At 71.7% G+C, this 22,900-nt stretch carries 22 protein-coding genes, 2 tRNA genes and 1 pseudogene; 10 read left to right on the top strand and 15 right to left on the bottom strand.

The genetic code is table 11. From position 1 onward, the window contains the following. Positions 1-8: 8 nt before the first annotated feature. Positions 9-572 carry an NADPH-dependent FMN reductase gene (locus tag ACIA77_RS17120; protein WP_395886837.1) on the top strand — a complete coding sequence of 188 codons (564 nt, stop codon included), beginning with the start codon at positions 9-11 and terminating at the stop codon, positions 570-572. 25 nt (positions 573-597) lie between these two features. On the opposite strand, the gene ACIA77_RS17115 is transcribed toward ACIA77_RS17120, so the two are convergent. Together ACIA77_RS17115 and ACIA77_RS17110 are read right to left on the bottom strand one after the other, a co-directional pair. Next, complete coding sequence (locus ACIA77_RS17115) at positions 598-1,842, bottom strand: MFS transporter (RefSeq protein WP_395886836.1); 1,245 nt, start codon at positions 1,840-1,842, stop codon at positions 598-600. Between the two features lie 4 nt (positions 1,843-1,846). Then, positions 1,847-2,284, bottom strand: a complete 438-nt coding sequence (locus ACIA77_RS17110) for a RidA family protein (RefSeq protein ID WP_395886835.1) — start codon at positions 2,282-2,284, stop codon at positions 1,847-1,849. 197 nt (positions 2,285-2,481) lie between these two features. Between ACIA77_RS17110 and ACIA77_RS17105 the strand changes: the two genes are divergently transcribed. Beyond that, a tRNA-Val gene (locus ACIA77_RS17105) sits at positions 2,482-2,553 on the top strand. Between the two features lie 26 nt (positions 2,554-2,579). Further along, positions 2,580-2,654 (top strand) — tRNA-Val (locus ACIA77_RS17100). 72 nt (positions 2,655-2,726) lie between these two features. Here the strand turns inward: ACIA77_RS17100 and ACIA77_RS17095 are convergent. The 6 genes from ACIA77_RS17095 to ACIA77_RS17070 form a co-directional block, all read right to left on the bottom strand. Beyond that, positions 2,727-4,145, bottom strand: a complete 1,419-nt coding sequence (locus ACIA77_RS17095; protein ID WP_395886834.1) for an FAD-binding oxidoreductase — start codon at positions 4,143-4,145, stop codon at positions 2,727-2,729. Between the two features lie 273 nt (positions 4,146-4,418). After that, positions 4,419-5,066, bottom strand: a complete 648-nt coding sequence (locus tag ACIA77_RS17090) for a DUF4232 domain-containing protein (RefSeq protein ID WP_395886833.1) — start codon at positions 5,064-5,066, stop codon at positions 4,419-4,421. Between the two features lie 111 nt (positions 5,067-5,177). Beyond that, a complete protein-coding gene (locus ACIA77_RS17085; protein ID WP_395886832.1) occupies positions 5,178-5,732 on the bottom strand; it encodes a TetR/AcrR family transcriptional regulator in 555 nt (184 codons plus the stop codon). Then, entirely contained in the window at positions 5,729-7,243 is a 1,515-nt protein-coding gene (locus ACIA77_RS17080) for an MFS transporter (protein WP_395886831.1), read from the bottom strand. The genes ACIA77_RS17085 and ACIA77_RS17080 overlap by 4 nt, the downstream gene beginning before the upstream one ends. 170 nt (positions 7,244-7,413) lie before the next feature. Further along, a complete protein-coding gene (locus ACIA77_RS17075) occupies positions 7,414-7,923 on the bottom strand; it encodes an isochorismatase family protein (RefSeq protein WP_395886830.1) in 510 nt (169 codons plus the stop codon). Between the two features lie 45 nt (positions 7,924-7,968). Next, complete coding sequence (locus tag ACIA77_RS17070; protein ID WP_395886829.1) at positions 7,969-9,123, bottom strand: CaiB/BaiF CoA transferase family protein; 1,155 nt, start codon at positions 9,121-9,123, stop codon at positions 7,969-7,971. A gap of 165 nt (positions 9,124-9,288) precedes the next feature. Here ACIA77_RS17070 and ACIA77_RS17065 point away from each other — a divergent pair, with 165 nt between their 5' ends. Then, a complete protein-coding gene (locus tag ACIA77_RS17065; protein ID WP_395886828.1) occupies positions 9,289-10,764 on the top strand; it encodes an alpha/beta fold hydrolase in 1,476 nt (491 codons plus the stop codon). Between the two features lie 147 nt (positions 10,765-10,911). On the opposite strand, the gene ACIA77_RS17060 is transcribed toward ACIA77_RS17065, so the two are convergent. Together ACIA77_RS17060 and ACIA77_RS17055 are read right to left on the bottom strand one after the other, a co-directional pair. Next, positions 10,912-11,400, bottom strand: a complete 489-nt coding sequence (locus ACIA77_RS17060) for a hypothetical protein (RefSeq protein WP_395886827.1) — start codon at positions 11,398-11,400, stop codon at positions 10,912-10,914. A 98-nt stretch (positions 11,401-11,498) separates the two neighbouring features. Further along, entirely contained in the window at positions 11,499-12,437 is a 939-nt protein-coding gene (locus ACIA77_RS17055; protein ID WP_395886826.1) for a hypothetical protein, read from the bottom strand. A 213-nt stretch (positions 12,438-12,650) separates the two neighbouring features. Between ACIA77_RS17055 and ACIA77_RS17050 the strand changes: the two genes are divergently transcribed. From ACIA77_RS17050 to ACIA77_RS17040, 3 genes and pseudogenes are all read left to right on the top strand, one after another. After that, the gene (locus ACIA77_RS17050; protein ID WP_395886825.1) at positions 12,651-13,145 is read left to right on the top strand and encodes a MarR family winged helix-turn-helix transcriptional regulator; all 495 of its coding nucleotides are present in this window, start codon (positions 12,651-12,653) and stop codon (positions 13,143-13,145) included. Then, positions 13,142-13,333: pseudogene (locus ACIA77_RS17045) on the top strand (MFS transporter); the annotation flags it as partial. The gene ACIA77_RS17050 and the pseudogene ACIA77_RS17045, both read left to right, overlap by 4 nt. A 70-nt stretch (positions 13,334-13,403) precedes the next feature. Continuing rightward, positions 13,404-14,399, top strand: coding sequence for an MFS transporter (locus tag ACIA77_RS17040; RefSeq protein WP_395886824.1), 996 nt, complete (start codon positions 13,404-13,406; stop codon positions 14,397-14,399). Here ACIA77_RS17040 and ACIA77_RS17035 read toward each other — a convergent pair. Further along, a complete protein-coding gene (locus tag ACIA77_RS17035; protein WP_395886823.1) occupies positions 14,350-15,435 on the bottom strand; it encodes a glycoside hydrolase family 3 N-terminal domain-containing protein in 1,086 nt (361 codons plus the stop codon). The genes ACIA77_RS17040 and ACIA77_RS17035 overlap by 50 nt on opposite strands. Positions 15,436-15,562: 127 nt before the next feature. On the opposite strand from ACIA77_RS17035, the gene ACIA77_RS17030 reads away from it, so the two are divergent. The 3 genes from ACIA77_RS17030 (at position 15,563) to ACIA77_RS17020 (ending at position 19,004) form a co-directional block, all read left to right on the top strand. Continuing rightward, positions 15,563-16,147, top strand: a complete 585-nt coding sequence (locus ACIA77_RS17030; RefSeq protein ID WP_395886822.1) for a TIGR03086 family metal-binding protein — start codon at positions 15,563-15,565, stop codon at positions 16,145-16,147. Positions 16,148-16,594: 447 nt separating this feature from the next. After that, positions 16,595-16,951, top strand: coding sequence for a transposase family protein (locus ACIA77_RS17025; protein WP_395886821.1), 357 nt, complete (start codon positions 16,595-16,597; stop codon positions 16,949-16,951). A 703-nt stretch (positions 16,952-17,654) separates the two neighbouring features. Continuing rightward, entirely contained in the window at positions 17,655-19,004 is a 1,350-nt protein-coding gene (locus ACIA77_RS17020; protein WP_395886820.1) for a class I adenylate-forming enzyme family protein, read from the top strand. 64 nt (positions 19,005-19,068) lie between these two features. On the opposite strand, the gene ACIA77_RS17015 is transcribed toward ACIA77_RS17020, so the two are convergent. From ACIA77_RS17015 to ACIA77_RS17000, 4 genes are all read right to left on the bottom strand, one after another. After that, the gene (locus ACIA77_RS17015) at positions 19,069-20,472 is read right to left on the bottom strand and encodes a hypothetical protein (RefSeq protein ID WP_395886819.1); all 1,404 of its coding nucleotides are present in this window, start codon (positions 20,470-20,472) and stop codon (positions 19,069-19,071) included. A 279-nt stretch (positions 20,473-20,751) separates the two neighbouring features. Beyond that, a complete protein-coding gene (locus ACIA77_RS17010) occupies positions 20,752-21,462 on the bottom strand; it encodes an anti-sigma factor family protein (RefSeq protein ID WP_395886818.1) in 711 nt (236 codons plus the stop codon). Then, the gene (locus tag ACIA77_RS17005; protein ID WP_395886817.1) at positions 21,462-22,007 is read right to left on the bottom strand and encodes a sigma-70 family RNA polymerase sigma factor; all 546 of its coding nucleotides are present in this window, start codon (positions 22,005-22,007) and stop codon (positions 21,462-21,464) included. The genes ACIA77_RS17010 and ACIA77_RS17005 overlap by 1 nt, the downstream gene beginning before the upstream one ends. A 115-nt stretch (positions 22,008-22,122) precedes the next feature. Then, positions 22,123-22,900: DUF1996 domain-containing protein (locus tag ACIA77_RS17000; RefSeq protein WP_395886816.1), on the bottom strand; the 778-nt coding region annotated here is incomplete at its 5' end.

Here is a 22,900-nt window from a genome sequence, read left to right as displayed (position 1 = left end):
CCAGCCCCGTGAGTGACCTGAAGATCGCCGTCATCCTCGGCAGCACCCGGCCCGGCCGCAACGGCAAGCAGGTGGCCGACTGGGTCTTCGAGAAGGCCAAGGGCCGCGCGGACGCCGACTACGAACTCGTCGACCTCGCCGAGTTCCCGCTGCCGCACCTGGACGAGGCGATGCCGCCGAGCCTGGGCCAGTACGCCGGCGAGCACACCAAAGCGTGGGCCGCGAAGATCGCCTCCTACGACGGCTTCATCTTCGTGACCCCCGAGTACAACCACTCGACCTCGGCGGTGCTGAAGAACGCCATCGACTACCTCTACGGCGAGTGGAACAACAAAGCCGCGGCCTTCGTGTCCTATGGCTCCCTCGGCGGCGCCCGCGCCATCGAGCACCTGCGCGCCATCTGCAGCGAGCTCCAGATGGCGCACGTGCGCCAGCAGCTGTCGTTCTCCCTGTTCACCGACTTCGAGAACTTCTCCCAGTTCACCCCCGCCGCGCAGCACGACGACGCTGCGACCACGCTGTTCGACCAGCTGGAAACCTGGACACGGGCGCTGAAGACCGTGCGCGCCTGACCCCGGCCGCCGACGGCGCGGCCGGTCAGCGCCGACCGAGCTGCCCCGTCCGGCCGGCCACGACGGCGATCACCGCGGCGGCGAACACCGTCGCGCCGGCGGTGAGGAAAACGACCGGCAGCGTCGTCGAGTCGACGAGCACACCGCCGAGCGCCGACCCGGCGGCGAGCGAGAGCTGCAGGTTCGTCACGTTCGCCGCCGACGCGGCCTCGGGCGTCTCGGGCACCGCGTCGAGCAGCCAGACCTGGGCGGCGAGCGGCACGATCCCCCAGACCAGGCCCCACCCGACCACGAGCGCGCCGACCAGCCAGGACAGCGTGCCCGCGCAGGCGAGCCCGACGAGCAGCGCGGCCACGGCCGTCGCGGCGCCGGCGAACGTCGTGATGACCCCGCGGGTGAGCAGGGAACCGCCGAAGAGCGAACCGGCGATGCCGCCACAGCCGTAGACGAGGAACAGCACCGTGACCGCGCCACCGGAGAGGTGGGCGTGGTCGAGCAGGAACGGCGTGATGTAGGTCGACGCGGCGAACTGCCCGATGAACGCCACCGCGCTCGCCACGAGCCCGAAGCGCGCCATGGGCCGCTTCACGGCGCCGGTGAGGTCACGAAGGTGCGAGCGGCCGTCCGGCGCGATCCGCGGCAGCAGCAGCGCCTGCGCGAGCACGATCAACAGCGCCGCGCCGCCCGCGGCAGCGAACGTGACGCGCCAGCCCAGCAGCGTCCCGAAGAACTGTCCAGCCGGCAGCCCGACCACCGTGCCGCCGGACACGCCCGCCGCGATGATCGAGATGGCGCGCGTGCCCCCGGCCGGCCCGACGAGCTTCGGCCCGACTGGTGTCACGACGGTCCAGAACGCGCCAACCGCCGCGCCGAGCAGCACCCGCGCGAGCAGGACCACCGCGAAGTTCGGGGCCACGGCGACGATCGCGTTGGACGCCAGCACCAGCAGCCCCAGCGCGAGGATCACCGTGCGCCGGTCGAACCGCCCGGCCCCGAGGAAGAACAGCGGCGCCGCCGCGGCGGCGCTGAGGCCCGGCACGAGCACCAGCAACCCGGCGAGCCCGAGCGAAACACCGAGACCGGCGGCGATGTCCGGCAGCAGGCCCACCGGCAGCGTCTCCGTGGTGATGATGACGAACGCCCCGAGCGCGACGGCGGCGACGGACACCCAGCCGCGCCCGCCGCCCGGCCGAGCGCCGTCCACCGGCGGGTCTTGCGTTGAGACCGCCGCGCACGTCGTGGTCGCGACGACCTTCGGATCTTCCGGCACGGCCTCACCCCTCGCCGCGGAACGCGACGGCCTGGATCTCGATCCGCAGCTGCGGGTCCGTCGCGAGCCGGGCGACCTCGACCGACGTGCTCGTGGGCACGTGGCCGCCGAACCACTCGGCCTGCAGGCCGTTGACCACGTCCTGGTCGCGCTCGACGTCGGTGAAGAACCGGATCAGGTTCACGAGGTCGGCGCGCCCGCACCCGGCTGAGGCGAGCGTGCGGTCGAGGTTCGCCAGCAGCAGCTCCATCTGCTCCCCCGCGCCGGGCGGGATGGCCTCGAACACCTCCGGCACGTGCGGGTGGTCGTGGTACGGCGGCGCCGCGGTCAGCCCGGACAGGAACACGAACCCGCCGCGCCCGGGCCGGATCGCGGGCACGTAGGGGCTCCGCATCGCCGGGTCGTGGCCCTCGTGGTGGATGACGTCCAGCACCGCGTTCACCGAACCCTTCCGTGTGGCTGCCGGGTGGTCGACTGCAAACGTTAGCAGATTTTGTCATCTTCAGTGACTATCACTGATAGTTATCACCTGGCCGAGGCCTTGCCGACCTGGTTCGCGCAGCTCATGCCGGGTGCGGGCGCAAACCCGGACCCCGCGGCACGGGGTGGACGGGGTTCGCTAAGCTGGCTTCTCGCACCGCGCGATTAGCTCAGCGGGAGAGCGCTTCCCTGACACGGAAGAGGTCACTGGTTCAATCCCAGTATCGCGCACGGAGTCCGATGTGGACTCACCCGGCGGGCGATTAGCTCAGGGGGAGAGCGCTTCGTTCACACCGAAGAGGTCACTGGTTCGATCCCAGTATCGCCCACCACAGAACGAAGGCCCCGGATCACTCGATCCGGGGCCTTCGTTCTGTGGTGCGCACGGCTTGCCGCGAGAGCCGTCAGCGCGGTGCCGGCGCGATGTTGTGGTTGACGCGGAACAGGTTGTGCGGGTCGTAGCGCCGCTTGAGCTCGGCGAGGCGGTCGTAGCGTTCGGCGCCGTACGCCGCGCGAACCTCGGCGGGTGTGGTGCCCTGGGCGGCGGTCAGCAGGTTGGCGTTCAGCTCGTCCTGGGCCCACGGGGCCAGCGCTTCGACGAGCGAAGCCAGCTGCGCCCGGAACTCCGGCACGCGGTCGGGACTGCCCGCGCCCGAGCCCACGACGGCCCACCGCGCGCTTCGACCGGCAACGGCGCTGGGCACGGCCGGCTCCTCGGCCAGCGCGCCGCCGAGCGCCCGCAGCTCCGTGAAGCCCAGCGCCGTGCCCGAGTCCGGGCCGAGGGCCGCGAGCAGCACGTCGGCGGCTTCGGCGGGGAACGAGCGCAGCGCGGTGCTGCGCTCGACCCACGGGACGGGCACCGGCGGGTCCAGGTGGAGGTGTTCGGCCTCGCGGTACGGAGTTTCGTCGATCGTGTCGAGCACGGTCGGCGCCAGCGCACGCAGCGGCGCGAGCACGGCTTCCGCGTCAACCGCGGTGCCGAGAGACGAGAACCGCAGGTGGACCACGAAAGTGCCGCGCAGCGGCTCCGGCACGGAAGGCAGGGGCGGACGCCGCAGGAACGCGATCGACGACGTCATCTCCACCGGCAGCGAAGTGACCCATTCGCGCCACGTGTGCAGCACCGTTGCCGCGTGGGTGCCCGCGAAGAAGAGACCGCCGCCGTAGAAGGTCTTCACGGGGAACAGCGCGAACTCCATCGACGTGACCACACCGAAGTTGCCCTTGCCCCCGCGCAGGGCCCAGAAGAGGTCGGGTTCCGAAGACTCCCTGACCTCGCGCAGGGCGCCGTCGGCGGTGACAAGGCCGAAGGAGCGCACGTGGTCGGCCGCGTAGCCGTACTTCCGGCCGAGGACGGGGCTCTGCCCGCCGCCCAGGTGGTAGCCGACGACGCCGACGGTGGTCGACGCGCCACTGGCCCCCGCGAGGCCGAACCGGCCGGCCTCTTCCAGCACGCGGTCCCACCGCGCGCCGCCCTCGACGCGGGCGACCCCGGCGACCGGGTCGACCTCCACGGCGTCCATCCGGGACAGCGTCAGCAGCACCGCGCCGCGGGCCGGGTTCACGACCTGGTGCCCGGTGGCGAGCACCGCGATCGGCAGGTCCCGGTCGGCCGCGAACCGCACGACTTCCCGCACGTCCGCGACGCTCGTCGCGCCGACCGCGACGGCCGGGCGCACTGCCGTCAGCAAGTTGAAGGTCGCGCACTCGGCTTCGAAACCCGCGTCGCCGGGCAGCACCACCGGACCGGCGACGCGCCGCGCGAGCCCGGCCACCTCCGCCGGGCTGAGGGACTCCGACGCCGCCGTTTCGAAGGGGGTCATCCGCTGTTCGCCTTTCCCGCGTCATCGCTCTCGGCACCCAGCCTTCCCGATCCGGTCGGGCGGGCTCACAGGTGCGACGCAGGTCACCGTCGCGAAGGGACGATGAGGCACGACGGTGGGCACGACATCCCGCACGGCGCAAGGAATTCACCCGGTGCCCGGCTGACGTGGGCATTTCTCACCGGCCGGCGCGAACACCCAGCCGGCTATTCATCATCCATTGAGGACAGACAACCGGCGCGGCCCCGAGGGAGCCGCGCCGGTCGCGTCCGCTCAGAACACCGTGACCCCCTGGGTGGACGGCTGCAGCGTGCCGACCTTGACCGAGGTCACGTCGAACTCCGGGTAGCCGACCTTCTTCCCGTCCGTGCCGATCACGTCGACCACAGTGGACCCGCTGCCGTGCGGGGGGACGAGCTTGAGCGTGGTGGCGACGAACGTGCTCGGGTTGCCCTTGTCGCCGGTTTCCCACTTCACGCCGGCGAAGGCGTTGGTGCCGGGGCGCAGCGTGATGGACGGGCCCGGGCCGGGGATTTCGACGTTCTGCGTCGGCACCTTGAGCTGCGAGTCGTCCGCCGCGAGGAACTGCAGCTGCGGCCAGCCCTTGATCGTCACCGGGCTCTTGCCGGTGTTCTCGAGCGCCAGCAGGCCCAGACCCGCCTGCTGGATCGTCAGCTCCGCGTGGAACCCGGACGCGGAAACGGAAGCCGGCGTGGTCCCGGTGTGCTGCTGCTTGCCCGGCTCCGCGCTCGGCTGGCTGCTCGGCGACGAGGTCGCGGTGGGCGCCGCCGACGTCGAGCTGTTCGCGACCAGATCACTCGACGGTTGCTGCGCCCCCGCCGTGCCCCCGCCCGAGCAAGCCGTCAGCGCGAACACCGCCGCGATGCCCGCCACGCCTTGCCCGATCGTGCTTCCCCGCATGAAAGATCCACTCCCCGACTCGTGGGCGACCTCTTCGCCGCCTCCTCACTACCCAGGACGGCTCACCCCCGAAACGGGTTCGGGTGCGCACGGGCACTTCGGGTTCCCTGATCACTCCATAGAGGACAGGACCTGCGTGAGCAGCGTGGTCAGCGTGTCGGCGTCGAGGGCCGTCAGCGCCGGGAGCGCCCCCGACGACCGGCCGATGAGGACACCGACGACCGCGGCGGTGAGCAGTTCGGCGCGCGCCTGCGGCCGGTCGACGCCTTCGGCCGTCAGGCGCCCGGCCAGCGGCGTGACGATGCGGCGGTGCAGTTCGGTGCGGGAGTACTCGTCGGCCTGCGGATCGTCGTGCGCGTGCAGCGCCGAGTGGTACAGCGGGCCGGGGCCCTGGCGGACGGCGCGTCCCACGAGGTCGCGCAGCCGGTCGGTGTCGAGCAGGTCGGGTGGGTCGTCGGGACCCTGCTCCTCGTGCAGCACCGCGACGTACAGCTGCGCTTTGCCGCCGAAGTAGCGCGCGATCATCGCGGAATCGACGCCCGCGCGTTCGCCGATGTCGCGGATCGTGGCCTGCGCGAAGCCGCGTTCGGCGAACAGTTCGGCCGCGGCCTTCAGCAGGGCGGCCCGGGTGCGCCCGGCGTCGCGGCGGCGCGGTGTGTCCGTCATCCACGCGCTCCTTCGTCTTCGTCGCCGGGGAGCCCGTCCGCGACGCTTTCGTCCACGAGCACCTGCTCCGCCGCGCCCGTCGGCTCGGCCTGCTGCGGCGGCGTTGTCCGGCCGGGGAGCAGGATGCCGAAAACGCCGGTGAGAAGCCACACCGCCACTCCGGCGAACGCCGCGATCGCGTACCCGGAAGTTTCGGGGTAGCGCTGCCCGGCGGGCGTGTGCGCGGCCAGGATCGCGGCGCTCAACGCGCTGCCGGTGGCGTAGCCGACGTAGCGCAGGACCTGGTTGAAGCTCATCGCGCTGCCGGTCTCGTGCGGCGGTGTCGCGCGGGTGATCATGCCGGGCATCACGGCGAAGACCGTGCCGACGGACAGACCCGTCACCGTCATCACCACCGCGAGCACCGCGTAGTCGTGCCGCACGAACCCGAACACGCCGACGCTCACCAGCGCGAGGACGGCCGCCCCGGGGATCAGGACACCCGTCCGGCCGCGCCGGATGAACAGCGGCGCGATGCGGCCGGCCAGCAGGCTGCCGATCGAGAACGGCAGCAGCACCAGCCCCGCGACGACCACGGACCCACCGAGCCCGCCCGCCGCCGGCGGCGTCTGCACGAACTGGACGATCAGCGAGACCAGCAGGTACATCCCCGTGCCCGACAGCAGCGCCGCGACGTCGGCCGCCAGCACACCCGGGAACCGCAGCAGCCGCAAGTCGACGAGCGGGTGACTGCTGCGCCGCTCGTGCCACACCCAGGTCACGAGCGCCGCAACGGCGATCACGACCGTGGCGAGCGCGGCGCCCGAGAACCAGCCCCACTCCTCACCCTTGCTGATGACCAGCAGCAACGCGCCCAGCCCCGCGCCGAGGAGCACGGCGCCCGGCACGTCGAGCCGCGCCCGCTTCAGGTGCCGAGCGTGTGGCACCACCCGGATCGCCGCGACGAGCGCCACCGCGGCCACGGCGGCCCCGAACCAATACGCCGCGGGCAGCCCGCCGAACTCCGCCACCAGCCCCGTGACCGGGTAGCCCAGCCCCACGCCCGCCACGGTCGTGATCGAGAGCATCGCCATCGTCGGGCGCGCCTTCGCGGGTTCCAGCGCGTCGCGCGCTGTCGCGATCGTCAGCGGCGTCAGCCCCAAGCCGGCCCCTTGCACCGCACGCCCCGCGAGCAGCGCCGCGAAGCCGAGCGGCAGGGCTGCCAGCACGCATCCGAGGACGACGAGCGCCAGCCCGGCCAGGATCACGGTGCGCCGCGCCGAGCCGTCACCCAGCCGTCCCATCACGGGCGTGACCATGGCCCCGACCACGAGCGTGACGGTCAACGACCACTGCGCGTCCACCAGCGCCACGTGGTGCACCTCGGCCACGGCCGGGATCAGCGGCGCGCCGAGGCTGCTGACCACCGCGACGACCAAGCCCAGGAACACGAGCGTCGGCACGAGCCCGCGAACCCGGCTCGGCCTGGTTCGGGTTCCGGACAGCACGGACATCAGGCACACCCCGGTCATCAGTCGATGTCATCGTCTGATGACTTATGCTACGCGCCGCCGCGGCGGGTGGCGGTGTGAGGTGGATCGGGTGGCCGGCTCGCCCTCAGCCGGTTCCGGCGGCAAGCAGCGGAGGGTGCGCCGGGCCCGTTTTACCCGACCAGCCGCCGACGTCGATCACCCGTTTTCCGTCACGCGAAGCGCACCACCTCGCTCGGCTCCAGGCTCGCGCCCGCTTCGGCGAGTTCCGCCGAAACCCGCGCCGATTCCTCGGCGGCCGGGACCTCGCCGTCGTAGGTGGCGTGCGCGTCGGTCACCAACGTCACCGGGTGCCCGCGCTTCAGTGCCGCCAGCGTCGTCGCCCGGACGCAGAAATCGCTCTGCAGACCCGCCACCACGAGCGGTGCGCCGGCGGGCAGCACGGTCGCCAAGGGCGTGCCGGCGAAGGAGTCCGGCGCGGTCTTGTCCACCACCTGCTCACCCGGCAGCACCTCGTGGATCAACGCCCAGCCCGGGGTGCCCGGGGCGTCCGGATCGTCGGCGGAACCGTTGTTGCGGACGTGCACGACCTGGGCACCGGCGTCGCGCGCCCGGGCCAGGACGGCGGCGATCGCGGCCGACACGGGTTCGGCCGCGGGCACGGGTTCGGGCGGGCGGAGCATGTTGTGCTGGACGTCGATCAGCAGCAGTACCGGAGACATGCCGGCAGCATCGCAGCCGCCACCGACAGAAACGGGCCGGCGAACTCAGTCCGTGGGCAGTTCTTCGTACCCGAGTTCGGCGAGCAGCGCCGTGTTGTGCTCGCCCACGTCGGGAATCGGGTCGAACCGCGGGGTGCGCCCGGCGACCGTGACGGGCGGGACCAGCGCCCGCAACGGGCCCGCCGGCGAGCCGACCTCGCCCCACCGCCCGCGTTCGGCCAGCTGCGGGTGCTCGGCCAGCTGGGCGATGCCGCGCAGCCGGGCGTTGGCGATCGAAGCGGCGTCCAGCCGCGCCAGCACCGTCGCGGAATCCAACGGCGCGAAGGCCTCCTCGATCACCACGCGCAGTTCGTCCCGGTTGGCCGAACGCGCGTCGTTGGTGGCGAACGACTCGTGCGTCGCCACCTCCGGACGGCCGAGGACGTCCGCGCACAACCGCCGCCATTCGCGGTCGTTCTGCACCGCGAGGAAGATCGTCTCGCCGTCGCCGCACGCGTACGGCCCGTAGGGCGCGATGGCGGCGTGCGAAAGTCCCGTTCGCGCGGGTTGCGTGCCGCCGTAGACGGTGTAGTACAGCGGAAAGCCGACCCATTCGGTGAGCGCGTCGAACAGCGACACCTCGAACGCCTGGCCCCGGCCGGTGCGTTCGCGCTCGAACAGGGCCGAGAGCACCCCGCTGTAGGCGTACATCCCGCCGGCGAGGTCGGCGACGGGGATGCCCGTCTTGGCCGGCTCGTCGGGCGTGCCGGTGAGCGCGGGCACGCCGGTTTCGCACTGCACCAACAGGTCGTAGGCCTTCTTGTCGCGGTACGGCCCGTCGGTGCCGTAGCCGGAGATCCCGCACACGATCAGCCGCGGGTGCTGCGCGAGCAGCTCGTCCGGCCCGAGCCCGAGCCGTTCCGCGGCGCCCGGTGCCAGGTTCTGCACGAACACGTCCGCGCGCGCCAGCAGCTCCCCCAGCACCCGCCGCTGCGCCGGCTGCTTCAGGTCCAGCGCGAACGACTCCTTGTTGCGGTTGAGCCACACGAAGTGGCTCGACAGCCCGCGCACGGTGGTGTCGTACGACCGCGCGAAGTCCCCGGAACCCGGCCGCTCGACCTTGATCACCCGTGCGCCGAGGTCGGCGAGCTGCCGCGTCGCGAACGGCGCCGCCACCGCCTGTTCGAGGGACACCACGGTGATTCCGGACAGCGGCAGCATCGATTCCCTTTCGCCGGCAACGGTTCCCGCTCGGTTCCGCGCGAACCGGAGCCCAGGCTACCCCGGCCGCCGGAGCGCCCCCGGCACGAAGATCAGCCGATCGGCCGACCCGACGACCCGATCGTCCGAGGCGAGCGGGGCGCGGCAGCCGAAACGATGAGCGCCATGAAGAAGCTCGCCCCGCTGCTCGCGGTCGCCGTCGCGTTGCCCGCGCTCGTCGCGGCCACTCCCGCGCCCGCCGCGCTGTCCTGGTTCCCCTGCCGCACGCTTTCCCAGGAGTGGGACCAGCACGACACGCGCAGCGAGTGCACCCGGGTGTCCGTCCCGGTCGACTACGCCCACCCCGACGGCCGGCACCTCGACCTCATGGTCAGCCGGATCAAGGCGACCTCGCCCGAGAAGCGTCAAGGCACGATCGTGGTGAACCCCGGCGGTCCGGGCAACTCCGGGCTGTCCCTGCCACTGACGCTGAGCCAGACCACCGTGGCGGGGATGAACGCCGACCACGACGTCGTGGGCTTCGACCCGCGCGGCGTCGGTTTCAGCGGTGGCGTGGAGTGCGATCGCGCGCCGGAGGACGGGCCGGATCCGGACCCGCACGCGTCGCCCGCGGAGCAGTACCGGCAGGGCTACGAGCAGACGGCGAAGCAGAACGCGCGCTGCACCTCCTACGACCCCGAGTTCGTCGCGAACCTCTCCACCGACGTCGTCGCGCGGGACCTCGACCAGATCCGCATCGCGCTGGGCGAGCCGAAGATCAGCTACTACGGCGTTTCGTGGGGCACCGCGCTCGGCGCCGTCTACCGCAGCCGCTACGACTCGCACGTCGACCGGATGCTGCTCGACTCCGTGATGCCGCCGGACTTCAGCCTCCGCACGATGAACGACGGCCCGATCCGGGCCGCGGAAGCGAACTTCGACCGGTTCGCGGGCTGGCTGGCCGCCCGCGACGGCCAGTACCACCTCGGCACCTCCGCCGCGCAGGTCCGCGCGGCGGCTACCGCGCTGGCCGCCCGCCTGGACGCGCACCCGCTGCAGATCACGACGCCCGACGGCAAGCCCGCGACCTTTGCGGGCGCCAACTTGCGCACCGTGCTGACCTACCAGCAGGCCCACTGGCCCGCGATGGCCGACACGCTCACCGCGGCCCGTGACGGCAACCCGCCGCCGCTGCTCGGCGACGAGCCGGAGTACAGCTCCTTCGGCCTGCGCGGCACCCCGTACGCCGGTTTGCTGATGCAGGTCTCCGTGCTGTGCAACGACCAGGGCGCCGACCCGGGCGAGGCGCGGATGTGGCGTGCGGATCAGGAGCGCAAGGCGGCGTCGCCCCTGTTCAACGGTCAGGCCGGCTACGCCCACTGGTGCGCGGGCTGGCCGCTGCCGAAGCAGCCGTGGCACCTCACCCGCGGCACGAGCGCGTTGCAACTGGTGGGCCACCGCACCGAACTGACCACACCGCTGTTCTGGGCCCAGGAGATGCACCGCCGCATCGGCGGGGACCTCCTGACCGTCGACAACGGCGCGCACGGCTCGCTCGACCTCGTGGCCTGCGGCGCGAAGGCGGTGGAGTTCTTCAGCACCGGCCGGACCGCCACGGGCAGCTGCCCCGGCGAACCGGCCGTTCCGTCCACAACGGACTGAATCGGACCGAATCGGACGTTTCCGGGTGAAGCAGGGCCGGGCCGCGCGGTCGCCCGCGGGGCCCGGCCCGTGCCCGCCGCCGTAGAGGTGGGGGGAGGGGACCACAACGACGGGCTCACCCGGTTACTTACCCGGGCGCGGCCGTCGTCAATCGTCGGAGTGTTCTTCATTACCGGAGTCTTGCCTTCGGCGCTTCCGGCCCCGTCCGGACGGATCGGGAACCGCCGGACGGGAGCGGGAAGCCGGAGGACCCGGCCAGACCGGGTCGGTGATGATCTTGCCGGTGCGCTTGCGCCCGCGGCGCGCCGGGGTCGGCCGTGGTGGCGCGGCGGTGGGCCACGCCTCGCGCACCGGCTCGCGCGGGCGGGGCTGGGGCAGGGCAAACGGTTGCGTGGGCGTCTCGTCGCCGGCAGCGGTGATCAGCGCGTTCGGCACCGGTCGCTGCCGCGCGACGGGGTAACGCGCGAGCGGATCGGCTTCGTCGGCGCGGTGGCGGGCGCGGCGCTTCACCGGTGCGACGGTGCCGGGCTCCTCGCGCTCGGCGACGGCCTGGGAAAGCGCCGAGCGGCGCAGGTGCAGCAGAGCGAGCACCGCGAACACCGCGGCGCCCGTGGCGAGGGGCCACCAGGCGTGCATGCGAGCTCCCGTCGTGGAGGGTCGCAGGCAAGAGTGCCCGGTTCGCCCGGCCCCGACCGGATCACCACACTCGTGGGTGTCACCCGGATCGGGCGAGCTCACTCGTACACGACGTAAGCGGGTTTCGGCGTCAGCGTCAGGACCTCGTCCGGGGTCATCAGCGTGGCGCCGTGGCGGGTGTCTTCGTCGAAGAACAGCTTGAAGCCCGCCAGGACGTGCGCCGGTTTGCCGGCCACGAGCGTGCGCCAGGTCGCCTTCTTCGCACCCGCGCTGCCGATGCCGTCGACGACCTTCACCACCGACACGCCCGGGTGCGCGCGCAGGTCGGCCTCGTCGCGGACGATCGACGCCGCGACCTGGTGGTACACCATGATCTTGTCCGGCAGCCGCTGCTCGTTCGCGAGCCCGGCGAGGTACGCGGCGACGCCGTCGAGTTCGCCGCCGGTGGTGCGGCCGAACTTCTCCCCCGGCACCACGCCGGGTTCGACGGCCCACTCCGGGTCGAGCGCGACGCCGACGTCGGGCTCCCCCAGCCACCGCTCGTACGCCTGGACCTCGGGCAGGAAGTCGGCGCGACCGGGCTGGATGTTGAGCAGCAGCACGCCTTTCAGCGCCCGCGCCTCGGCGAGGTACTGCTCGATCGTCGCGTCGGTGGCTCGCGTGCGGTACAGACCGTCGGGACCGGGTGTGCGGTGGGCGGCCGTCGCGATCAGCTCGACGACGGGCGTCACCGGCCGGTCCTTCGGGAACGTCGCGGCCTGTCGCACGAGCTCACGCCCCGCCGCCGCGAGATCCCCGGTCATCGCACCGAGCGCTTTCGCGTGCGGCGCCCCGCAGAAGCCGACGAGCAAGCTCGTGGCCAGCGCGTTCGGCGGCGGAGGCGGTGGGGACGTCGGCGTCGGGGTCACCGGGGGCGGCGGCGGGGGCGGGGCAGCGACGGGTACCCGCCGCGGCTGGGCCCCGCACGCGGTGGCGACCAGTCCCGCGAACGCCGCCGCGAACACCGCCCGGCGAGTGAACCCGAGCTCGTGGGGCATGCAGCCTCCTCGGCCGTCGGCGACGAGAAATCGTTACCAGCGCGGGGAAAGTACCCGCATGAGCAAAATCCGAACCTGGTTCACGAACCGAATTTCCCGTTGGCTCGCAACGATTTCGTCGCGGCCCGGCGACGATCACCGTTCACCGGAACACTTTCACGCGAACAGCCCAATCGTGACAGTACTTATATAAGTCCTGTTACACTTGCTCGCATGCCTGAGTTCACCGACCCGACCGAGCAGAGCCGGTGGCGGCCGCTGCGCCTCCTGCAGAACGCGATGGACGACGACATCGGCCGCCTCTACACCGAACGCGGCATCGAGGGCCTCAAGCCGACCTTCGTCATGGAGCTCCTGCGCCTGCACGCGCGCGGGCCCATGACGATCACCGAACTGGCCCAGTCGGTCGAGCGCACGCACTCGGCGTTGAGCCAGAAGGTGGCCGCGATGCGGAAGGCCGGGCTCGTCACGACCACCACCGGCGACGACGCGCGCAGCAAGAAGGTGGTGCTCACGCCCAAGGCCGAGGAGATCGTCGAGCAGCTCGCGGCCGAGTGGCGCGCGACCGAAGCGGCGCTGGCGGACCTGGAAGCGGAGATCCCGTACGCGCTGAGCCAGGCGGTCGTCGACATCGAGGAAGCCTTGGCGCGCAAGAGCTTCCACGACCGGATCGCGGAGAAGCTCGCCGACGACCCCTCGTGGCGATGAGGGCGCACCTGCTCGACGTCTCGCCGCTGCGCGAGTCGCCGCAGTTCCGGCGGTTCTGGATCGGGCGCAGCTTTTCCGGCCTCGGTGGGCAGCTGACGCTCGTCGCGGTGCTCTACCAGGTGTGGGAGCGCACGGGCAGCACGATCTGGACCGGCGCCGTCGGGCTGGCGCAGGCGCTGCCGATCGTGGTGTTCGGCCTGTTCGCGGGTTCGCTGGTCGACCGGACGGACCGGCGGCGGTTCTACCTTCATCACGGTCGTGGGGCAGGCCGGGTGCTCGGGGCTGTTGGTGGTGCAGAGCGCGGTGGCGGGGTTCCCCGTGGGCGCGGTGCTGGCGATCCTCGCCGTGCAGTCGTGTTTCGTGGCGGGCAGCGCACCGGCGTCGCGGACGTTCATCCCGCGCCTGCTGCCGCGCGAACAGCTCGCGGCCGGGCTCGCGCTGAACCGGATCTCGTTCCAGGCCTGCATGCTGGCCGGTCCCGCGCTCGGCGGACTCGTGATCGGCTGGCTCGGCGTCACCGGCTGCTACGCGATCGACGCGGTGACGTTCGCCTGCGCGTTCTACGGCGCGTTCGGCCTGCCGGCGATGCTGCCCGACGGCGAGGGCGCGCGCCCTGGCCTGCGCGGGATCGCCGACGGGCTCGGGTTCCTCGTCCGCAACGCCGCCGTGCGCGGCGCGCTGCTGACCGACCTCGCCGCGATGGTCCTGTCCATGCCGATCAGCCTCTTCCCGCTCGTCAACGCCGAACGCTTCGACGGCAGCCCGCGCACGCTCGGGTTGTTCCTCACCGCGATCGCCGTGGGTGGGGTCGCCGCGTCCGTGTTCTCCGGCGCGTTCACGCGCCTGCCGCGGCCCGGGGTGGTGATGCTGGTGGGCTCGGCCACGTGGGGCGTCGCGCTGGCGCTGTTCGGGCTGATGCCGAACCCGTGGCTGGGCCTGGGTTTTCTGGTGGTGGCGGGCGCGGCCGACACCCTGTCGGTGGTCTCGCGCAGCACGGTGATCCAGCTGCACACGCCGAACGCGATGCTCGGGCGGGTGTCCGCTGCGGAGCAGATCGTCGGTCAGGCCGGGCCCGACCTCGGCAACCTGCGCGCGGGCCTGGTGGCGGCGCCGACGTCCGCGCTGGTGTCACTGGTCAGCGGCGGCCTGCTGTGCGTGGCCGCGGTGGCCGCCGTCGCGGTGACGACGCCGAGCCTGCGCCGGTTCAGCTCAACCCCTTCCGCAGAACCGAAATCCGCTGAACCGACGCCGTGAAGTCCGGCAGCTGCCCCTTGCCGAGCGCGGCGGTGAGGGCGTCGGCGGCCGCGTCACCCTGGCTGACGTCCCGGCCCGACGCGAGGATCAGGTCGACACCCGCTTTCGCCGCGAGCACCGCGCGGTTGCCGGTGTCGCCGAAGTTCTGCAGGGCGCCGGCCTCGAGCGCGTCGGTGATCGTGACACCGCGGAAGCCGTCGCGTCCCCGCAGCTCCTGCTGCACGACCGCGGGCGAGAGGCCGGCGGGGTTCTTCGGGTCGAGCGCCGGGTACGTGGCCCAGGACAGCATCACGAGCTTGGCGGCCGTCTTCGCGTACGGCGCTTCGTCCGTGGCGCGGAGTTCGTCGCGCGAAAGGTTCAGCGTGACGGGTGCGAGGTCCGTGTTGCTCCCCGCCGGCACCGCCCCGAGACCGGGAAAGTGCTTCGCCGTCGCCGCGACGCCCGTGGCCTGCTGCGCGGCGATGGCGTCGCGGCCCAGCGTGGCCACCTTCGCGGGGTCATCGGAGTACGAGCGGCCGTACTCGTCGATGAAGTTGCCGGCCTCGCGGTAGACGTCGAGCACCGGCGCGAGGTTGACGTTCATGCCAACCCCCGCGAGGTTGTTCCCCGCGCCCGTGCCGGCCGCCTTCGCCGCGGCCTCCGGATCCGCCGCGAGCCCGACCTGCTTTTCCGACAGCGTCGGCTCACCCGGCAGCCGGCGGACCTTGCCGCCTTCCTGGTCCGTCATCAGCAGCAGCGGCTCACGCACGGGACTCTGGTCCGCCGCGGCTCGCAGCTGGTTCACGACGCCCGCGATCTGACTGCTCGACGAGATGTTCTCCCCGAAGAAGATCACGCCCCCGGCCTCGCCCGCGCGGATGCGCTGCAGCAACGCGTCGGGTGGCGTCAGGCCGGGATACGAGTAGATCACCCGCTGACCGGCCAGCTGCCTGGGCGTGAGCTGTTTCGCGCCGGCCGTGCCGGGCACCGCCGCCGTGGCGGTGGCTGCCGCGACCACCGTGGCCAGCACCAGGGCGGTCCGCCTCACACGTTTCATCGGGGCTCCCTCCAGTGGCCTCCACGGTAACGCCTCGACCCACGGGCGGGCACTTTCCGGCCGACGCGAGGGTGGTTGTCCGGAATCCGCCAGTGGTAGCCCCTGTTGTGGGGTTGACTCCGTTCCTGTGCTCGCCTACTTCCACCGCTCTTGCGCCGATTTCGACCGCCGGTTGCGGGCGGTTCGTCCGGACCAGTGGACCGCGCCCACGCCGTGCAGCGAGTGGACCGTTCGCGCCTTGGTGAACCACGTGGTGCGCGGCAATTTCAACTACGCCGCCCTCCTGCACGGCGGCTCGGCGGCGGACTTCGTCCGGCTGCGGGATGCCGATGCGCTCGGCTGCGATGCGGTTTCCGCTTTCGCTGCTTCGGTCCGCTCCGCAATGGCGGCTTTCGAGTCGCCGGGCGCTTTGGATCGCGTTGTCGACTATCCGTTGGGGCGCATCCGCGGGGCGCAGGCTCTGGCGGTGCGGACTGCGGACGTCGTGATCCACACGTGGGATCTGGCTCGGGCGGTGGGCGGGGATGAGGTGCTGGACGCCGAGCTGGTGGGTTGGATTGGCGACAATCTTGACGCCATTTACGCTGGGTTGCCGGAAACGCCGGGTTCTGTGGAAACGACGCATCGCTTTTTCGCGGAACCGCGGGGGATGTCGCTGTCGGGGGCGCAGGGTCGGTTGTTGCACCGGATGGGACGGGAAGCGAGCGGGTGAGCTGAGCTCGCGGGGTTGGCGACAGCCTCGGCTCCAATCAACCGGGCTGCCGGAAATCCCCCGTCTCCGCGGAGACGATGCACCGCTTCTACGCCGCACTGCGGCGGATCTCACTGTCTAGCCCGCAAGGCCAGCTGTTACACCGGATGAGGCGAGACCGAACTGGTGAGATCGGCTGCGAGAGGCGTTGTTCTGCGCCAAGATTCCGTCGCCAAGCTGTGGCCGTTGTCCGTTCCGGCCACCTCAGCAGACGTTGTCCACAGCGAGCCCAAGTTGTGGACAACTCGGCGTCGAAATTGGCTTCACCAAGGTTTTGTCGGTGGGCGCCGGTAGGATGGACTTGGGGACGCCCCCTCGGGAGGGCGGGGGCATGTCTGGTGGGGCTGGTTGCAGGGCGGGCGTGGTCTGTGTTGATCATGTGATTGTCGAAGTCCCATGATCGTGTGAGTGCCGTGCCCGCTGTCTCATCGTTGCGTGATCCCTGCCGTGTTTGATCGTCTGGCCCCGCTCATCGGTGTTGAGGGGGATTCGGGCGGGGTTGCTGGCCTGCGTGAGTTTCTGGATCGGGTCCCTGATCCGCGGCATCGGCGTGGTGTGCGACACCGGGTCGGGCCGATCCTGGCGTTGGCCGCGGTGGCGGTGGCGGCCGGAGCACGGTCCTTCGCCGCGATCGGGGAGTGGGCCGCGGATGCCTTGCCGCAGGTGCTGGCGCTGCCGGGGAACCCGGTTCGATCCGCGGCGGGGCCGGTGTGCGGCACCGGGCGAGGCGACCGTGCGCCGGGTGGGCGGGCGGATCAACGGTGACGCTCTCGACGACGCGATCAGTCGCTGGCCGGCTGGGCAGGATCCCGCCGAACGCGGCCCTGGCACTGTGCCGCAAGCGATCGCGGTGGACAGGAAGTCCCTGCGGGGCACGTTCGCCCGCACCGGCGGCGCCGGAGCGCATGTACCCGCCGCGCTCACCCACGACGACGCCATCGTGGCCGGGCAACGCCAGGTTCCGGCCGGCAGCAGCGAGACCAGCGGGTTTCCTCGGCGTCTGGACACGATCGATCTGGCCGGGCGGGTGGTCACCGCCGACGCCCTGCACACCACCGCTCCACACCAGCGCCGCACACGCCCGCTCCCTGCACACTCGCGGCGCCTACTACGTGTTCACCGTGAAGGAGAACCCGGAACCCTGCCAAGGGAGGGCGGGGGCCTGTCTCCCGGTCGAGGGCCGGGGAACTTTCCCCGGATGGAGCGCGGGGCTCTGCTCCCGGCGAGCGACAAGGCATTTTGAGCGAGGCAGGCGGAGCGGAGTTATTCGCAGGGCGGGCTCCCCGCCAGCCAGGCGAACGCGAGGGCCGACAACTGGTGGCACCTCACAGGACGGGCACCACGAGAGGCTCAGGCCGAACCGCCGCGGTGGGGTGGAGCGGTGAGACGGTCCCGGCCAGAGGGACGCACCGACCGAAGGCGAGGCCGGCGCAAAGCACCGCGGACTCCCGCGAGCTACCGTGCGCAAGTGAGCTTCTTCCTCGACCGCATCCTGGCCGCGCTCGACAACGGCGGCGACACCGTCCTCTTCCACCACGACGGGCGCACCACCACCTACGCCGAGGCGGCCGAGACGCTCAAGCGCATCCACACCGGGCTCGGCGGCGGCACGGGGACCATCGCGATCGACGCGCCCAACCGGCCCGAGGTGGTGCTCGCCCAGCTGGCCGCGCAGGCCAGGAACCTCCCGGTGTTGCTGGTGGCGGCGTCCGCCAGCAGGCCGGCGCGGGAGGCGGCACTGGCGAGGACCGGGGCGAAGCTGATCACGGACGGGAAACTCGACGAGCTGGCGCGGCAGCCACCGTCCACAGTAGACGAACGACCCGAAGGGGTCACCGCGATCTTCCCCACCGGCGGGACCACCGGGGAGCCCAAGCTGATCCGCCACAGCGGCATTTACGACGGCATGGCGCACATCTTCCGGCTCGACGGCACGCAGACCGTGCTCGTCACCGCGCCGCTCACGCACATGACGGGGAACGCGGCGGTGCTCGGGGCGCTGCTGTGCGGGAACACCGTGGTGCTGCGCAGGCAGTTCGACGCCGAGGGGCTGCTCGACGACATCCAGACCCACCGGGTCACGGCGCTCTCCCTGACGCCGCCGCGGCTCGCGGCGGTGCTGGACAGCTCGCGGCTCGACACCACCGACGTGTCCAGCGTCCGGAGCCTCTCCCTCGGAGCCGCGCCGCTGCCGCCGCGGAGGTTGGCGCAGGCGTTGGAGGTGTTCGGGCCCGTCGTCGGGCAGGGGTACGGGCTCACGGAAGCGCCGATGATCGCCAGCATTTCCGCGCGGGAGCTCGAAGGACGGCCCGAGCGGCTCGGGTCCGTGGGCCGGATCGTTCCCGGCATGGAGGCCAAGATCGAGGACGACGAGGTCCTGGTGCGCGGTCTGTCCATGATGGACGGTTACCTCGGCGAAGCACCGATCCGCGACGGCTGGCTGCGCACCGGCGACCTCGGGCACTTCGACGAAGACGGCTACCTCTACCTGCACGACCGCAAAGACGACGTGATCATCACCGGCGAACACGGCACCAAGGTCGCGTCCACCACGGTCGAGCACGCGCTGCTCACCCACCCCGAAGTCACCGCGGCCGCCGTGTTCGCCGTGCCCGGCCCGGGCGGCGAGGGCGAGCTGGTGCACGCGGTGGTCACCACGGCCGCACCCACGACGGCGGAAGACCTCAAGGACCACGTCCGCGGCGAACTGGGCGGTGAGCACTTCGTGCCGTCCTCAGTGGACTTCACCGGCCGCCTCCCCCTCACCCCGGTGGGCAAAGTGGACAAACGAGCCCTCGCCGCGAACCGCATCGCATAAAAAGAAGAGCCGGTGTGTGCACCCCCCGTCGGTGCACACGCCGGCTCTTCGCCTGGTGGTTACCTCACTTGTCGCCGAAGCGGATGGAGGTGACCTGCTTGTCGAAACCGATCTTGCTCAGGTCCGGCACGCTCGCGGTGATGACCATCGACTGGCCGGTGCAGTTCGGGCCCTTCCAGAGCTTCACCGGGCCGCCGCTGAGCTGGATGGAAGAGACCAGCGAAGGCTGCGGGTTCGCGACGCAGCCGGGACCGGCCACCCCGAACGAGCCCTTCGGCTCGGCGAAGTTGACGCCGCTGTCGAGGATCGCGCTGCCGTTGCCCAGGGTCACGCCGCCGGGCGGGGTGGTCGACGACGGCGGGGTGGTGGTCGAGGAAGCCGGCGGGGTGCTCGACGGAGCGGGCGTGCCACCCTTCGGCAGGACCTTGCCACCGGTCGGGGAGACGGCGAACCAGGTGCCGCCGACGCCTTCACCGTTGATGTCGCCCGGGTTCTTGTCGCCGCTGAAGCGGTAGAGCGGCCAGCCGTTCAGGGTCACCTGGCGGGAGCCGTCGGCGCGGGTGACGATGCCGATCTTGGCGGCGGGCACACCGTTGACGAAGATGCGCGTGCCCGGCTTCACGAGCAGCGGCGGCCACTTCACCGCGCAGTCACCGTTGCAGTTGGACGTCGGCGGCTTCGGCTTGTCGTTGTCGAAGCGGTAGATCGTCATGCCGGCCCCGTCGTGGACGATCGGGTTGAGGCCGCCGGCCGAACCGCGGGTGAGCTGGATCCACTTCATCGCGGCGTCGTCGGTGCGCGGGCCCTTGTAGTCGTCGCCCTGGGTCAGGTCGGCGCCGTTCTCCTTGGCGGTACCGGTCTTGTACTGGACGCCGGTCGTCGGGTCCGTGCCCTCCGTGGACGCCTGCGCCTTGCCACCCTCCGGCGTCACGCCGAACCAGGTGCCCTGCACGCCCTGACCCTTGGTGTCGCCCGGCTGGGCGTCGCCGCTGAAGCGGTAGACGGCCCAGTTGCCGATGGTCACCTGCAGCGAACCGTCCTGGCGCTTGAGGAAACCGACGTCCTTCTGGTCGACGCCGTTCAGGAAAACCTTGCCGCCCGGCTTCACCGTGACCGGCGGCCACTTCTTGGCGCAGTCACCGTTGCAGTTGGACGTCGGCGGCTTCGGGCTGTCCTTGTCGAAGCGGTAGAGCAGGAAGCCCTTTCCGTTCAGCACCACCGGGTTCAGGTCACCCGCCGAGCCGGCGTCAAGCTCCACCCACTGCTCGGCGGCGTCGGTGTCGGCCGGGTCGGCGAAGTCGCCGGTGTTCTGCGGCGCGCCGTTCTGCTGGGCAGTGCCGGTCAGGAAGTTGATCGAAGAAGCCGAGTCGGCGCCTCCGGCCGGAGCGGCGCTCGGCGTGCCGGCGGTGCTGCCGCCTCCGCACGCGGTCAAGGCCGCCACACCCGTTGCCACGAGGGCAGCGAGCATCGCAACTCGAGTACGCATCATTTCGGGTTTCTCCCTGTGAAAGCCGGCTGCCGGAGCGGCGAGCCTTTGACGACCGGTACACGGGTGTGGTCCCCGTGAGGGTTCACCGAAGATCAGTGACGCCGGTCACAACCAGGAAATGCTTGCTGAGCACACCGAAGCAGCGCCCGATCGGCCGGTCCACCTTGGACGATCGGCCGGCGAGCCGCACGCAAAAAAGGCGCTGCCCGTTCGTCCGGTCCACACTGGACGAACGGGCAGCGCCCGAGGAACAAGGAACTACAGCGAGGCCGACACGAACTGGTGCCCGTCGGTGTTCTCCACGACCACCGACGCCACGTTGCCCGGATCGACCAGCGCCGAACCGTCGAGGTTCACGCCGTCGGCCGCGGCCTTGTCCGACACCAGCCAGTTGCCGGCGATCTCGCGGCTGCCGTCCTTGCCGACGACCACGAGCCGGCACTTCTCGCCCGACGGCACGCCGGTGACCGACGCGTTCAGCCGGATCCAGCCGACCGCGGGCGTGACGCCCACGGTGAGGCGCGCCCCCGAAGCGGACTCCCCCGTCACGAAGCGGGTCCCGGGTGCCACGGTGGCCGGCGCGGACACCGGCGGCGCGGCGACGGCCGGGCCGGACTCACCACCGCCGGACTTCCCGACGAGCACGCCCGCACCCAGCGCCGCCGCGGCGACCACGACGGCCGCCGACGCGGCGAGGATCCGGCCCCGCCCGCGCGCCCCCGCCGATTCCGTCCGGACCTGCCGCAGGGTGCGCTGCAGCAGCAGGTCCGCGTCGTCCGGCGGCCCGTCGAGCAGCGCTTCGGGCGGCAACGCCCCGAGGAACTCCTGCATCTCACGCAATGACTCCACCTCCTCCCGGCACTCCGCGCAGGTCGTCAGGTGCTGCTCGACGTCCCGCTGGTCGGCTGGGCCCGCCTCACCGGCCACGTAGGCCTCGAGGTCGAACCGGTGGCTGTGCGAAGTGCTCATCAAGCTGCCCCCACTCCGAGTCGCTGCGCCCGGAACTGTTCACGCAAAGCCCGCAGCCCGTAGTACGAGCGCGACTTCACCGTGCCCGGGGGAATCCCCAGTCTTTCCGCGGTCTCCCCGACCGTTCTGCCGTGCAGGTACACGTGTTCCAGCACCTCGCGGTGCTCCGCGGACAGGTCGTCGAGCGCGGCCAGCACAACCATCGAGTCCACGACCTGGTCCGAGTGGTCCCTCGACACCGGCACCGTCGTCGGCGACTCGGCCACTTCCGTCGGCCGCGCGGCCCGCGCCCGGACCTTGTCCGTGACGAGGTTGCGCACGACGGTCAGCAACCAGCCGCGCACCGAGCCCTTGCCGTTGACCAGGCTGTCGGGGTGCCGCCACGCTCGCACCAGCGCCTCCTGCACGACGTCCTCCGCCGCTGCCCGATCACCGAGCAGCCTCGTGGCGTACGCCAGCATCGCCTTGCCGTGCTCCTCGAACAGCGAGCGCACGAGCGCCTCGTCGGCGACCTGCTGGCGATGACGGGTCCTCAACCCGGCCATCCGCTACCACCCTCCCGAGTCCCGCGGGCGCGGGAACTCCTCACCTCCACGAGGGGCACACGGATGGCGAGCGGGAGTCAGTTCAGCGGATACCGAACCGTGACCGACGCCACAGTCAGGCGGTGCAGCGCTTCCCGCCGTTCACGCAGTCGACGACCTGCTCCATCAACGAGTCGGGCATGACGTCGATGAAGTCGGCGTGGTCGGACACGGGGTTGTTGAGCTCTTCGGGGAACGAGTCGATCGCGTACTCCGCGCCCGCCGGGACCGTGTACGAGATCTCCAGGTGCAGCCGCGGCACGGCGAACGTGCCGGCCTGGCACGCGCCGTTCGGCGCCGGGAAGAGCAGGTGCGACTTGTGGTTGGCGCTGTCGGTGGTGCGCCCGTTCCAGCAGCTCGGGAAGTCGAACAGCCGCACGACCTGCTGGCCGGCGGGGCAGCGCGGGTACTGGCGCCCGACGTGGTCGCGCGAGCCGGAGCACGTCCACTGCACGTGGTCGGTGGCGACGCCGCCCTGGGTGTAACCGTGCGGGTTGCCCGTGTTGGCGCGCAGGAAGCGGGGCATCGGCACGACGTTGGTGACCGGGCTGCCCTGGTACTCGATGAGGACCGAGTCCGGCACGAGGATCCGGCCGAACACGGTCTGGTGCGCGTCGCCGCGCGGGAGGCGCAGCACGGGCCAGTAGTAGGTCGACTTGTCGCCGGCCTGGCACGTCGTGGCGGCCGCGGCGAGGCTGTCGTCGGTGGAGAACGCGGTGGTGGAGACGTTGCCGACGTAGTCGTGGGGGGGGGGGGGGGGCCGGCCCCCGCCGGGGGGGGGCCCCCCCCGGGGGGGGGGGGGGGGCGCCCCGGCCGTCGGGCCCCCGCCCCGGCCCCCCCGCCCGGGGGGCGCC

It is taken from the genome of Amycolatopsis sp. NPDC051903 (assembly GCF_044452505.1).
Classification (GTDB): Bacteria; Actinomycetota; Actinomycetes; order Mycobacteriales; family Pseudonocardiaceae; genus Amycolatopsis.
Note: the sequence above shows the minus strand (reverse complement) of the source record. Positions and strands in the feature narration are given on the sequence as shown.

Excerpts from the sequence above, each read along its gene's own strand:
- ACIA77_RS17085 (WP_395886832.1), bottom strand. The coding sequence starts at position 5,732 with ATGACGGACACACCGCGCCGCCGCGACGCCGGGCGCACCCGGGCCGCC.
- ACIA77_RS17080 (WP_395886831.1), bottom strand. The coding sequence starts at position 7,243 with ATGACCGGGGTGTGCCTGATGTCCGTGCTGTCCGGAACCCGAACCAGG.
- ACIA77_RS17010 (WP_395886818.1), bottom strand. The coding sequence starts at position 21,462 with ATGAGCACTTCGCACAGCCACCGGTTCGACCTCGAGGCCTACGTGGCC.
- ACIA77_RS17055 (WP_395886826.1), bottom strand. The coding sequence starts at position 12,437 with ATGCCCCACGAGCTCGGGTTCACTCGCCGGGCGGTGTTCGCGGCGGCG.
- ACIA77_RS17090 (WP_395886833.1), bottom strand. The coding sequence starts at position 5,066 with ATGCGGGGAAGCACGATCGGGCAAGGCGTGGCGGGCATCGCGGCGGTG.
- ACIA77_RS17015 (WP_395886819.1), bottom strand. The coding sequence starts at position 20,472 with ATGCTCGCTGCCCTCGTGGCAACGGGTGTGGCGGCCTTGACCGCGTGC.
- ACIA77_RS17005 (WP_395886817.1), bottom strand. The coding sequence starts at position 22,007 with ATGGCCGGGTTGAGGACCCGTCATCGCCAGCAGGTCGCCGACGAGGCG.
- ACIA77_RS17095 (WP_395886834.1), bottom strand. The coding sequence starts at position 4,145 with ATGACCCCCTTCGAAACGGCGGCGTCGGAGTCCCTCAGCCCGGCGGAG.
- ACIA77_RS17035 (WP_395886823.1), bottom strand. The coding sequence starts at position 15,435 with ATGAAACGTGTGAGGCGGACCGCCCTGGTGCTGGCCACGGTGGTCGCG.
- ACIA77_RS17065 (WP_395886828.1), top strand. The coding sequence starts at position 9,289 with ATGAAGAAGCTCGCCCCGCTGCTCGCGGTCGCCGTCGCGTTGCCCGCG.
- ACIA77_RS17050 (WP_395886825.1), top strand. The coding sequence starts at position 12,651 with ATGCCTGAGTTCACCGACCCGACCGAGCAGAGCCGGTGGCGGCCGCTG.
- ACIA77_RS17075 (WP_395886830.1), bottom strand. The coding sequence starts at position 7,923 with ATGTCTCCGGTACTGCTGCTGATCGACGTCCAGCACAACATGCTCCGC.
- ACIA77_RS17060 (WP_395886827.1), bottom strand. The coding sequence starts at position 11,400 with ATGCACGCCTGGTGGCCCCTCGCCACGGGCGCCGCGGTGTTCGCGGTG.
- ACIA77_RS17070 (WP_395886829.1), bottom strand. The coding sequence starts at position 9,123 with ATGCTGCCGCTGTCCGGAATCACCGTGGTGTCCCTCGAACAGGCGGTG.